12 protein-coding genes are annotated in these 12,167 nt (G+C 69.6%); 6 read left to right on the top strand and 6 right to left on the bottom strand.

Annotated elements, in window-relative coordinates; all coding sequences use genetic code 11:
• Window positions 1-2: 2 nt before the first annotated feature.
• The 6 genes from E3O57_RS11735 (at window position 3) to E3O57_RS18890 (ending at window position 7,525) form a co-directional block, all read left to right on the top strand.
• Window positions 3-779, top strand: coding sequence for a uroporphyrinogen-III synthase (locus E3O57_RS11735; RefSeq protein ID WP_241980153.1), 777 nt, complete (start codon window positions 3-5; stop codon window positions 777-779).
• Window positions 780-831: 52 nt separating this feature from the next.
• On the top strand, window positions 832-1,476 hold the full coding sequence (locus tag E3O57_RS11730) for a TetR/AcrR family transcriptional regulator (RefSeq protein WP_088454866.1): 645 nt from the start codon (window positions 832-834) through the stop codon (window positions 1,474-1,476).
• 98 nt (window positions 1,477-1,574) lie between these two features.
• Window positions 1,575-4,103, top strand: coding sequence for an MMPL family transporter (locus E3O57_RS11725; protein WP_103479247.1), 2,529 nt, complete (start codon window positions 1,575-1,577; stop codon window positions 4,101-4,103).
• A 154-nt stretch (window positions 4,104-4,257) separates the two neighbouring features.
• Entirely contained in the window at window positions 4,258-5,241 is a 984-nt protein-coding gene (gene hemB / locus E3O57_RS11720) for a porphobilinogen synthase (protein WP_370290062.1), read from the top strand.
• Window positions 5,238-6,569, top strand: a complete 1,332-nt coding sequence (gene hemL / locus E3O57_RS11715) for a glutamate-1-semialdehyde 2,1-aminomutase (RefSeq protein ID WP_103479249.1) — start codon at window positions 5,238-5,240, stop codon at window positions 6,567-6,569. The genes hemB and hemL overlap by 4 nt, the downstream gene beginning before the upstream one ends.
• Window positions 6,570-6,745: 176 nt before the next feature.
• Window positions 6,746-7,525, top strand: a complete 780-nt coding sequence (locus E3O57_RS18890; protein ID WP_174776338.1) for a hypothetical protein — start codon at window positions 6,746-6,748, stop codon at window positions 7,523-7,525.
• Between the two features lie 20 nt (window positions 7,526-7,545).
• Here the strand turns inward: E3O57_RS18890 and E3O57_RS11705 are convergent, their stop codons facing one another.
• From E3O57_RS11705 to E3O57_RS11680, 6 genes are all read right to left on the bottom strand, one after another.
• Window positions 7,546-8,127 carry a helix-turn-helix domain-containing protein gene (locus tag E3O57_RS11705; protein ID WP_088454870.1) on the bottom strand — a complete coding sequence of 194 codons (582 nt, stop codon included), beginning with the start codon at window positions 8,125-8,127 and terminating at the stop codon, window positions 7,546-7,548.
• Between the two features lie 87 nt (window positions 8,128-8,214).
• The gene (locus E3O57_RS11700) at window positions 8,215-8,781 is read right to left on the bottom strand and encodes a dienelactone hydrolase family protein (protein ID WP_103479250.1); all 567 of its coding nucleotides are present in this window, start codon (window positions 8,779-8,781) and stop codon (window positions 8,215-8,217) included.
• A gap of 37 nt (window positions 8,782-8,818) precedes the next feature.
• Window positions 8,819-9,199, bottom strand: coding sequence for a DUF1304 domain-containing protein (locus tag E3O57_RS11695; RefSeq protein ID WP_088454872.1), 381 nt, complete (start codon window positions 9,197-9,199; stop codon window positions 8,819-8,821).
• A gap of 49 nt (window positions 9,200-9,248) precedes the next feature.
• Entirely contained in the window at window positions 9,249-10,262 is a 1,014-nt protein-coding gene (locus E3O57_RS11690; protein WP_103479251.1) for an MDR family oxidoreductase, read from the bottom strand.
• A gap of 80 nt (window positions 10,263-10,342) precedes the next feature.
• On the bottom strand, window positions 10,343-11,182 hold the full coding sequence (locus E3O57_RS11685) for an ABC transporter permease (RefSeq protein WP_240632326.1): 840 nt from the start codon (window positions 11,180-11,182) through the stop codon (window positions 10,343-10,345).
• Window positions 11,179-12,081 carry an ATP-binding cassette domain-containing protein gene (locus tag E3O57_RS11680; protein ID WP_103479252.1) on the bottom strand — a complete coding sequence of 301 codons (903 nt, stop codon included), beginning with the start codon at window positions 12,079-12,081 and terminating at the stop codon, window positions 11,179-11,181. The genes E3O57_RS11685 and E3O57_RS11680 overlap by 4 nt, the downstream gene beginning before the upstream one ends.
• Window positions 12,082-12,167: the final 86 nt, after the last annotated feature.

Genomic DNA, 12,167 nt, shown 5'->3' with positions numbered 1-12,167 from the left:
CCGTGCGGCACAATCCGGACAAGCCGTTGGCCGGCTGGCGGGTCCTCGTTCCCCGCGGCGGGCCCTGGGGTGACCAGGTGGCCGCGAACCTGCGCTCGCGCGGCGCCATGCCGATCGTCGCTCCGATGATCAACTTCGCGCCCACCGACGACGCCGCGTCCCTCGACACGGCCCTGGCCAAACTCGCCGCCGGCGACTTCGACTGGATGACCGTCACCAGCGCCACCACCGTCGATGTGCTCTCCTCCCACCGGGCCGTCGTGGCGCCGGGCACCCGCATCGCCGCGGTCGGCGAGACCACCGCCGCCGCGCTCGTGGCCGCGGGCTATCACGTCGACATCGTCCCGTCCGAGGACAACTCGGCCAAGGGCCTGCTCGCCGACTGGGAAGCCGCCACCCACGGCGTCATCCCGCTTCGCATCCTCACCCTGCGGTCCGAGATCGCCAAACCGCTGCTCACCGAGGGCCTGCGCCGCATCGGTCACGACGTCGAGTCCGTCGTGGCCTACCGCACCGTCGGGGTGCCGGTCTCCGACCGGGTCGTCGCCGACATCAAGGCAGGACGGGTGCACGCGGTCCTGGTCACCAGCGGGAGCGTCGCGCAGCAGGTGCAGGATCAGCTCGGCCCGATTCCCCGGACCACCCTGGTCGCTTGTATCGGCCCGCGCACGGCGAAGGATGCGGCGGCCATCGGTCTGCGCGTGGACGTGATCGCCGACGAGCGCAGCGCCGAGTCCCTCATCGAGGCTCTCGTGGGTCTCGCTCCCCGGGACCTGTAGAACAGCTGGGAGTGCATTGCACTTTGTGCGTCGTTGCACTTAGTGTAAGTATGTGATTCCGCCCCTCATCGCCCCCGATCGGCGTGCCGACATCAAGGCACGGCATCGTCGGGCGATCCTGGATGCCGCCGACGCGCTGATCCGCGAACGGGGCAAGCCTCAATTCAGTGTCAACGAACTCGCCGACCGTGCCGACGTCTCCCGGCGCACGGTATTCAATCACTTCACCTCGCTCGACGACGTGATCATGACGACCTGCACCCGGTTGCTCGGCGTCACCGTCGACGACTTCCGGGCGGCAACGCGGGCGACGCCCGCGGGCGATGGCAGTCGAGTGGCTCTCTTCGACGAGATCACCACGGCCCTTCGTGCCGTCGACCTGCCCACCGTGGTCGCCTACCTCTGGGGCGTCCTCGCCGCGGATGGCGAGAACGGCCGCTCCCAGCACGCTCTCACCGACGTCTTCACCCGCGCCACCGAGCAGCTCTCCGCCGAGATCGCCGATCGCAGCACCGCCATCGACGCGTTCGAGGTGGCGATCCTGGTCAGCACGGTGATGAACGGCGTCGCGGTCGTGTCGGTGCACTGGATCGCCACGACGGGCGCCACGCTCGACGAGTCCTCCCGGACGGTGTGGGACGACCTGCTCAACCGCCTCATCGCCACCATCCGAATGGGCTACTCGGCGTCCAGCTGACCCACACCCTCCTCGAGCTTCTGTACCCACTCTCTTCCCGATGACGCGATGCGAGTTCCCCTCCCGTCACTAGGCAAACACGAAAGAACCTGAGGATTATGGCATCCCTTCTCTACCGACTCGGTCGGTTCTCCGCCCATCGGGCCTGGCTGGTCATCGTCGCGTGGGTGGTCATTCTCGGCCTCGCCGGCGGCGCCTTCGCCCTCTTCGGCGGCACTCTCACCTCGGCGGTGAGCATCCCCGGCACCGCCACCCAGAAGGTGAGCGACGAGCTCGCCGAGAAGTTCCCCGCCGCCAGCGGTGGTCGGGGCTCCGTCGTCTTCACCACCACCGACGACACGGCGTTCACGGCCGAGCAGAAAACGGCGATCGGCGAGCTGCTCGCCGACACCGTCGAGCTCGACAACGTGACGTCGAGTACCAACCCCTTCGACACGCAGGCGCAGATCGACGGCCAGGCGCAGCAGATCATCGACGGCCGCCAGCAGATCGTCGACGGAACGACCCAGATCGATGCCGGGCAGGCGCAGATCGACGCGGCCACCGCCCAGCTCGCTGCCGGTCAGGCACAGCTCGACGTCGCCCGCAGCCAGGCGGAGGCGGCCGGACAACTCGCCGCCGCCCAGCCGGCGCTGGATGAGCAGCAGGCCCAGCTTGACGCCGGCGCGGCGGCCATCGCCGAGCAGCAGGCCACTCTCGACGCGGGCCGCACCGCCCTGGAGACGCAGAGCACCACCCTGGAACAGGGCTCCGACCTGCTCGACCTGGCCGCGGGCATCCGCCAGGTATCGGACGATGAGACGACCGCGGTCGCGAGTCTGCAGTTCGACACGTCGCTCAACCAGGTTCCCGCCGAGTCGAAGGAGGCGGTTGTCGAGGAGATGGAGAACGCCCAGATCGCCGGCGTCGTCGCCGAGGTGTCCAACGAGATCGCCGCCAGCATTCCCGAGATCCTCGGCCCGGGCGAGATCGGCGGCGTGATCATCGCGGCCGTCGTGCTGTTCGTCATGCTCGGCACACTGATCGGTGCGGGTCTTCCGCTGGTGAACGCGCTCATCGGCGTCGGTGTCGGCGTGCTCGCGTCGCTCGCCCTGTCCGGCAGCGTCGAGATGCTCTCCGTCACCCCGGTCCTGGGCGTCATGCTCGGGCTCGCGGTCGGCATCGACTACTCGCTCTTCATCCTCAACCGGCATCGCACCCAGTTGCGCAGAGGGGTAGAGCTGCAGGAGTCGATCGGACTGGCGAACGGCACCTCCGGCAACGCCGTGGTGTTCGCCGGCGCCACCGTGCTCATCGCCCTGCTCGCCCTCAACCTCACCGGCATCCCGTTCCTGGGCCTGATGGGCACCGTCGGCGCCGTCTGTGTCTTCGTGGCGATCCTCGTCGCGATCACCCTGACGCCGGCGCTGCTGGGCCTGGTCGGCGAGAAGATCCTCACCAAGAAGGCACGCGCGCACATCGGCACCCCCTCCGCCAAGGTCTCGGCGCCGATCAAGCCGATGAACACCCTGCGCGCCGTCGTGACCGTGATCGCGGGCATCGCCGTGCTGCTGATCGTGGCAATCCCCGCGCTGTCCATGCGCCTGGGGCTCCCCGCCGGCTCGTCCGAGCCGCTGGACTCGAGTGCGTACCGGGCCTACAAGCTCGTCGACGACAAGTTCGGCGCCGGCGTCAACGGCCCGCTGCTCGTGGTCGCCGACCTCGAGACGGCCATCACCGACGACGAGCTCATCGCCGAACAGGTGCGCATCGGAACCGCGCTGAAGGCGGAGAACGACGTCGTCGCGGTCGCGCCGATCGGTGCGTCGGACGACGACCTGCTGCTCGCCTTCCAGGTCATCCCCGCGGATGGGCCGAACAGCGAGTCCACCGAGCAGCTGGTGCGCGACCTGCGAGGCCTCGACATCGACGGGGTCAGTTCCCTCGGCGTGGCCGGCAACGCATCCGGCAACATCGACGTCAGCGAGAAACTCGCCGACGCTCTGCCGCTGTACCTGCTCGTGGTCGTCGGACTCTCGTTGATCATCCTGATCTTCGTGTTCCGCTCGATCCTGGTGCCGATCACCGCGACCCTCGGCTTCGTATTGTCGTTGTTCGCCTCGTTCGGCGCGATCACGGCGGTCTTCCAGTGGGGCTGGCTCGGAGCGCTGTTCGGCATCCATGACCCGGGGCCCATCCTGAGCTTCCTGCCCATCCTGGTTGTCGGCGTGCTGTTCGGCCTGGCGATGGACTACCAGCTGTTCCTGGTCAGCGGCATGCGCGAAGCGTACGCCCACGGCGCACCGGCCCGGATGGCCGTGCAGCGCGGTTTCCACGCCGGCCGCACGGTGGTCATCGCCGCGGCGCTGATCATGGCCTCGGTCTTCTCCGGTTTCGTGTTCTCGAACTCGGTGATGATCCAGTCGATCGGCTTCGGGCTCGCCATCGGCGTGCTCCTGGACGCCTTCGTGGTGCGGTTGCTCATCATCCCGGCCGTGATGCACCTGCTGGGTGACGCGGCCTGGTGGCTGCCGAAGTGGCTGGACCGCATCCTGCCCAACGTCGACGTGGAAGGCGCATCGCTCGAGCGCACGCACCCGGTGCACCCGGCGGATGAGCCCGAGCTCGTCACCACCCCGCGCGTCTAAGCACGCACCCCGCTCGGCCCACGGCGCGGCTCGATCCCTCACGGATCGGGCCGCGCCGTTTCCGCACCCTGCTGGCCACGCCCCTTGGCCACACTCCCTGGCCCGCCCTCCCCAGGCCCGCGCACTCAGGCTGGAGGCCTAGGCTGGTCGGGTGATAAACCCCGTCATCCGCCCGCGACGACTGCGCAGCACCCCCGCACTCCGCCGCCTGGCCAGCGAAACCCGTGTCCACCCCGCCGAGCTCGTTCTGCCGCTCTTCGTGCGTGAGGGCAACGAGTCCACCCCGATCTCGTCGATGCCGGGCATCGTGCAGCACAGCGTCGACGGCGCCCGCCGCGCCGTGGCCGAGGCCGCCGCGGCCGGCATCGGGGGAGTGATGCTCTTCGGAGTCCCCGCCGTGCGCGATGCCACCGGCACCGGCGCCACCGATCCAGACGGCATCCTCAACGTCGCCACCCGCGCCGTGGTCGCCGAGGTGGGCGATGCCCTGGTGGTGCAGACCGACCTGTGCCTGGACGAATTCACCGACCACGGCCACTGCGGTGTGCTCGCCGCCGACGGTTCCGTCGACAACGACGCCACGCTGCTGCGCTACAACGACATGGCGCTGGCGCAGGCCGAGGCCGGCTCGGCGCTGCTGGGCCTGTCCGGCATGATGGACGGCCAGGTTGCCTCCGTGCGCGCCACCCTCGACGCCGCCGGCTACGCCGACACCGCCGTGCTGGCCTACTCGGCCAAGTACGCCTCCGCCTACTACGGCCCGTTCCGCGAGGCCGTGCAGTCCACCCTCGTCGGCGACCGCCGTACCTATCAGCTCGACCCCGCCAACCGCCGCGAGGGCGTGCGCGAGGCCCGCATCGACATCGATGAGGGTGCCGACGTCGTCATGGTCAAGCCAGCAGGCAGCTACCTCGACGTGCTCGCCGAGGTCGCCGCGATGAGCGAGGTCCCGGTCTGGGCGTACCAGGTCTCCGGCGAATACGCCATGATCGAGGCCGCCGCCGCGCAGGGTTGGATCGACCGCCGCCGTGCCATCGAGGAGTCGGTGCTCAGCATCCGCCGGGCCGGCGCCGACGCCATTCTCACCTACTGGGCAGTCGAACTCGCCGCCTGGCTCACCGAAACGGATGCCCGATGACGCACACCACCCACAACGACGAACTCTTCGCCCGCGCACAGCTCTCCATCCCGGGCGGTGTCAACTCGCCGGTGCGCGCCTTCCGCTCGGTCGGCGGCACCCCGCTGTTCCTGGTGAAGGCGGCCGGCGCCTACGTCACCGACTCCGACGGCCGGGAGTATGTCGACCTGGTCAGCTCCTGGGGTCCGGCGATCCTCGGCCACGCGCATCCCGCCGTCGTCGGCGCCGTGCAGGAGGCCGCCGCACTCGGGCTCTCCTTCGGGGCCTCCACCCCTGGCGAGACCGTGCTGGCCGAGCTGATCAAGAGCCGGGTCGGCGCGATCGAGAAGCTGCGCCTGGTCTCCACCGGAACCGAGGCCACCATGACGGCCATCCGCCTGGCCCGCGGCTTCACCCAGCGTGACCTGCTGATCAAGTTCGCCGGCCACTACCACGGCCACTCCGACGGTCTGCTGGCCGAGGCCGGCTCCGGCCTGGCCACCCTCGCGCTGCCCGGCTCGGCCGGCGTTACCGCGGCCACCGCGGCGCAGACCCTGGTGCTGCCGTACAACGACCTGGGCGCCGTGCGCGCCGCGTTCGAGGCGTACCCCGGTCAGATCGCCGCGGTGATCACCGAGGCCGCCGCCGCGAACATGGGCGTCGTCGCCCCGGATGCCGGCTTCAACGCGGCCCTCTGCGACCTCGCCCACGAATACGGCGCGCTGCTCATCGTCGACGAGGTCCTCACCGGCTTCAGGGTGCACCCGGGCGGCTACTGGGCGTTGCAGGCCGAGGACGGCGAGAGCTACACGCCGGACCTGTTCACCTACGGCAAGGTCATCGGCGGCGGCCTGCCGGTCGCCGCGCTCGGTGGCCGGGCCGACGTGATGGACTTCCTCGCCCCGGCCGGGCCGGTTTACCAGGCCGGAACGCTCTCGGGCAACCCGGTGGCCGTGGCCGCCGGCATCGCCACCCTCACCGCGGCCGACGGCCACGTGTACGAGCGACTGAACGAGACCGCCCAGCTGCTCTCCGAGGCCGTCTCCGGTGCGCTCTTCGCCGAGGGAGTCGCGCACAGCGTTCAGCACGCGGGTAACCTGTTCAGCTTCGTCTTCGGTCAGGAAGCCGCGATCACGCCGCCGCGCAGCTACGCCGAGGTGCAGCGCCAGGAAACCTACCGGTACGGGCCGTTCTTCCACTCCATGCTCGAAAGCGGCATCTCCCTGCCGCCGTCGGTGTTCGAGGCCTGGTTCGTCTCCGCCGCGCACGACGGCGACTCGATCGGCAAGATTCTCGAGGCACTGCCGGCCGCGGCCAAGGCGGTCGCCGAGGCGCGTCCGGCAGCCTGAATCGGGAGCCACCCGCTGACTGTTGCCGAATCGGACAATTGCGCCCGGCGCACCGGGCGCAATTGTCCGCACGGGCAACAGATGCGGCTCGTCTAGGGGCACTCCAGCGCGGCGGCGTTACGTCTTTGTGAGGTAGCGACAGGAGGTTTTCCAACCGGACCCGGCAGACTGGGGGAATGGCTTCCTTGCGCGTACATCCCGATCGGCTGGAGATTCACCTGACGGCCGCGGAAAAGACGCTGGCGTTCCGCCGAGAAGACGTGGTGATCCAGCGTGAGAACATCCGATCGGTGACGATCACGGATGATCCGTGGATTTGGGTGCGCGGCATCCGCGCCCCTGGCGCCCTCGTGCCGCTGGTCCTGGCCGTCGGTGTGTGGAAGTTCCACGGCGGCAAGGACTTCCTGGCCATCAAGCGCCGGCGCCAGGCCGTCGTGATCGACCTGATCGGCGACGACTTCGCCCGGGTGATCCTGTCGACCAACCACGCACCCGACCTCATCGCCTCGCTCAAGCTCGAGGCCACCGACGCGCGGGACGTGCCGGAGCTCGACGAGCCGGCCAAGCCGGTCAAGCCGGTCAAACGGGTGCGAACCCCCAAGGCCGTCAAGCCCGTCGAGACGAGTCATCCCGTGGACGCTGCTGCGCCGGTGAAGCCGGCCCGGCGGGCCAGGCCCGGCAAGGCCGTCGGAACCGTCGAACCGGCCGAGACCGCCGAGACGATTGAGCCGGCCGCTCCGGTCAAGCCCGCCCGACGGGTCGGGACAGCCAAGCCCGTCACGGTCGTCGAACCGGCCGAAGCGGTCGAGGCCGCCGAACCCGCCGTTGCGGTCAAGCCCAAGCGCACGTCTCGCGCCAAGGTGGCCCCTGTCGCCGAGAGCGACGTTGAGGTGACCGCTGAGCCGGCCGCCGAGCCGGTAGATGAGCCGGTCGAGTCGCCGGAGGCCACCGCCTAGGTCGCCCGGGTCGAGAGGGGTCAGCGAATGGTGCTGGCCCGCACGTGGATGCGCTCGCCCGTCTGGCCGAACAGGCTCAGGATCTCCGTAGGCTCCGGCCCCGCGCTGCCGAAGGCGTGCGGCACCCGAGTGTCGAACTCCGCGACCTCGCCCACGCCGAGGATCATGTCGTGGTCGCCCAGCATCAGGCGCAGGCGACCGCTCAGCACGTAGAACCAGTCGAATCCCTCGTGGCGGCGCTGCTCGAGTTGCTCGTCGCCGGTGCGCCCGGGGATGGTCACCTTGAACGCCTGCAGGCCGCCGGCGGTGCGGCTCAGCGGCACGAAGGTGCGGCCGTGGCGGGTGAACGGGCGTTGATCCAGCCGCGGGTCGTCGGTGGCGGGAGTGTGCACCAGGTCGTCGATGGTCACGTCATGGGCGCTCGAGAGAGCGAGCAGCAGTTCCAGGGTGGGCTTGCGCTGCCCTGACTCCAGGCGGGAGAGGGTGCTCTCGGAGATTCCGGTGGTCGCGGAGAGCTGGGCCTGGGTGCGGCCGCTCTGCAGGCGCAGCTCACGCAGCCGGGCACCCACGGTTTGGGCCACGGATGGCGGGTCAGAGGTCATCCCCCCATCGTGCCACTACTCGCGAAAGCGGTCTTGTGGCTGCCACAGCCGGCGGAAGCAACCGAGTGCCCGCTCTCGCGGCCATACTCAGGCGAGGCGGTCGAGGAACTCGAGCGTGCGCGCCAGGATGAGCTCGGCGATTTCCTCGTCATATTCGTTCAGGCTGGGGTCGGCGACCAGGTGGGCGGAGCCTGGGTAGATGTACAACTCGGCCGCACCGGCATCCTCGGCGAGTTCCTCGACTTCGAGCAACTCGACCCAGTCGTCCTCCGCGGTCACGTGCAGTTGCAGCGCTGCCGTGGCGGGCCAGTCCGAACCGAACATGGCGGCCGGAACCCCGCCGTGGTACAGGATCGCGCCGAGAGCACCTGGGCGGGTCTGGGCGAGCTTCTGGGCCGGCAGAGAGCCGAGCGAGAAGCCGGCGTAGACAGTGTCCGCGGGCATCGCATCCGCTGCCCGTTCGCCACGCTCGATGATGGTGTACACGCCGGTCTTCTCGGCGTGCGCGACACCGGCGTCGAGGGTGTCGAAGGTGAGCCCGTCGTAGAGGTCGGGCACGACCACGTCGTGGCCGGCGTCCCGCAGGCGCTGGGCGAAATCTGCCACCCCGTCGGTGAGGCCCTGCGCGTGGTGAAAGAGGATGACGTGGGTCACAACGGTCCTTTCGGCACGGTCCGGCCCGGTCGGGAACCTAGGCGGACAGGAAGAGGATGAATCCGATCAGCGGCAGCGTACCCTGCGTGAGGGCAGACCTGACCCTGCCCGGCCCCGAGGTGGTGAGAACGATGGCGGCGACGAACATCGACGCCGAGCTGAACAGGATCAGGGCCGCGCCGGCCTGCTCGGGGCCGCCGAAGTACAGGAACAGCCCGAGGACGGCGCCCACCGCCAGAAAGAGATTGTAGAAACCCTGGTTGTAGGCCAGGACTCGGGTGGTCTCCGCCTCGGTCTGGCTGGCCAGGCCGAAGCGCCGCCAGATCTTCGGCCGGGTCCACCAGGCACTCTCCATCAGAAAGATGTAGACGTGCAGCACCGCTGCGAGAGCGATGAAAACGGATGCGATGATGGCCATTCCGTCAGCCTAGCCGGGCGTTTACCGTCGCGGCAGGTGTCAGCAGGCGTCAGCGCAACACGTCGACGACGGTGCGGCCGTGCACCCGGCCGGCCAGGATGTCTTCGGCGGCCGCGAACGACTGCTCGAGGGTGATGACCGAGGTCAGGCTGTCAAGCAGCTCGAGGTCGAGGTCGGTCGAGAGGTGCGCCCAGGCCTCCTCGCGAAGGGGCAGGGGAGCCTCGACCGAATTGATGCCGGCCAGGGTGACGGCGCGCAGGATGAACGGCATCACGGTGGTCGGCAGGTCGGCACCCTGGGCCAGCCCGCAGGCGGCCACCACCCCGCCCTGGTTGGTCTGGGCGAGGATGTTGGCGAGGGTGAAGCTGCCGACGGAGTCGATCGCGCCGGCCCAGCGCTGGGTCTGCAGGGGCTTGCCGGCCTCGTCGAGGGTGTGCCGGTCGAGGATCTCGGCGGCGCCGAGACCGCGCAGGTGGTCCCCGAGCTCGTCCCCGCGGCCGGTGGAGGCGACCACGTGGTAGCCGCGCGCCGCGAGCAGCGCGATGGCGATCGACCCGACGCCGCCGGCGGCGCCGGTCACGAGGACATCTCCGGAGTCGGGGGTCACGCCACCGCGTTCGAGGGCGAGCACCGCGAGCATGGCCGTGAAGCCGGCCGTGCCGATGGCTGCGGCGCGCTGGGCACTCACGGCCTTCGGCAGGCGCACCAGGGAGCCGCCGGAGACGCGGGCGCGTTCGGCGAGGCCGCCGTGGTGGCTTTCGCCGATCCCGGCGCCGTTGAGGATGACGTGGTCGCCGGCCGCCCAGCGTGGGTCGTTACTGGACTCGACGGTGCCGACCAGGTCGATGCCCGCGATCAGCGGCCAGACCCTGGCCACGCCGGGCTTGCCCATCAGGGCCAGGCCGTCCTTGTAGTTGATGCTGGAGAATTCCACCGCCACGGTGACATCGCCGTCCATCAGCGCAGCGTCACCGAGCGTGGTCAGGGCCGAGGACTGGGTGCGGGTGCCCGACTCATCCTCGGTGCGGGTGACGACGATCGCGCGGAATTCGGTAGCAGGCATGCCTTCACCCTAGACCCGCCGGATGTGCCGGATCCGGTCCGGATCCGGTCCGGCACCGGGCCTTTCTGCCCGGAGCGCCCTCAGGTGACGTCGCGCTTCCAGCTGATGAAGTAGCCGCCTACGGTGGCGGCCAGCCCGTAGGCCAACAGCACCAGGCCGCCCTGCCAGCTGGTGAGCACGGCCATGCCCGGGCTGGTCAGGGCGTAGAAGCTCTCCCCCACCAGGGCGTCAGAGGCGGCGCCCGGCAGGAACTTGCCGATGTCGGCGGTCACCTCAGTGAACGTCGCGGCGAAGCGCAGCAGTGGCTCGACGAACTGGGTGAACGCGAGCACGATCACTATCGACGCGACCTGGCTCGGCACGAGCACGCCCAGGCCAACACCGATCACGGCCCAGAGCGCCATGGCGAGCACTGTACGGCCGATCAGGGCCCAGGTTTCGCCGTCGGCGAGCAGCGGGTCCACGCCGAAGCCACCGAGAACCAGCGCGCCGACACCGACGGATGCGGCCAGGCCGACCACGCCCAGCGCCGCACCCACCACGAACAGGGCGATGGTCTTGGCGCCAAGCACCCGGCCGCGCTTCGGGGTGGCGAGGAAGGTGGGGGTGAGGGTCTGGTGCCGGAACTCGCCCGTGGTGGCCAGGGCGCCCAGCAGCACCGGGAAGACGTACCCCACCGAGGAGGCGAAGCTGTAAATCAACAGGGGCACGCTGCCCAGGCTGGTCAGGTCGGCACCGCCGCCGCCGGCGTTCATGGCGTCGGGGGTGATGGCGCCGCTGTCCAGGCCGCCGAACAGGGCGGCGAGGCCGCCGGCCAGCAGGGTGATATAGCCGAAGAGCACCAGCGCAAGGATCCACCACATCCGGGTGGTCAGGATCTTGCTGAATTCGGCGGCCACGGGGCGCAGGATCAGGTTCACAGCGAGTCGCCTCCTTCGACGAGGGCGAGGAAGGATTCTTCCAGGCCCGCCTTCTGCCGGTGCAGTGCGTTCAATTCCACGCCCGCGGCGAAAGCTATGTGCCCCACCCGGCCGGGGTCCGGCACCGCGACGATCAGGCCGGTGCGGCCGGAGGTGAAGGGCAGGCCGGCCTCGGTGAGGGCCGCGATGAGGGCGTCCCGGTCCGGGGAGTCCACGATGACCTGCGGCGCGATGTTGGTGTCGAGGCTGGACAGCGGGCCCGAGTGCACCAGTTCACCCTTGGCGATGATGATCACGTCGTCGACACTCTGCTGCACCTCGCTGAGCAGGTGGGAGCTGACCAGCACGGTGCGTCCCTCTGCGGCCATGCTGCTGAGGAAGCCGCGGATCCATTTGATGCCTTCTGGATCGAGGCCGTTGATCGGTTCGTCGAGCACGAGCACGCCGGGGTCTCCCAGCAGCGAGTAAGCCAGGCCCAGTCGCTGGCGCATACCCAGCGAGTACCCGCCGACCCGCTGGCTGGCGTGTTCGGCCAGGCCCACCGTGTGCAGCACCTCGGCGACCCTGGTGCGGGGGATCCCGGCGGCGATGGTGTACACGCCCAGGTGATGGGCTGCGGTGCGACCCGGGTGGAAGCTGGCGGCTTCCAGCGCCGCCCCGACGGTGTGCAGCGGTCGGGGCAGGTCACGGTAGCGCAGGCCCCCGAAGGTGGCGTTGCCCGATGTGGGGGCGACGAGGCCCAGCAGCATCCGCAGCGTGGTGGTCTTACCGGCGCCATTCGGGCCGAGGAAACCGGTGACCCGGCCGGGCTCGACGGTGAAGGACAGGTCATTAACCGCCGTGACCTGGCCGAACTTCTTGGTGATGCTGGTGAATTCGATGACAGCGCCGATTGGCATCCGAGTCCCCTCTATCGCTCGATGCCCAGCCTATGGGGAAAACGAGCCGGTCCGCCGGGGTTTTTCGGGCGTGGGTGAGTCAACCT

Source organism: Cryobacterium sp. TMN-39-2, assembly GCF_004402745.1.
In the GTDB taxonomy this organism is placed as follows: Bacteria; Actinomycetota; Actinomycetes; order Actinomycetales; family Microbacteriaceae; genus Cryobacterium; species Cryobacterium zongtaii.
Note: the sequence above shows the minus strand (reverse complement) of the source record. Positions and strands in the feature narration are given on the sequence as shown.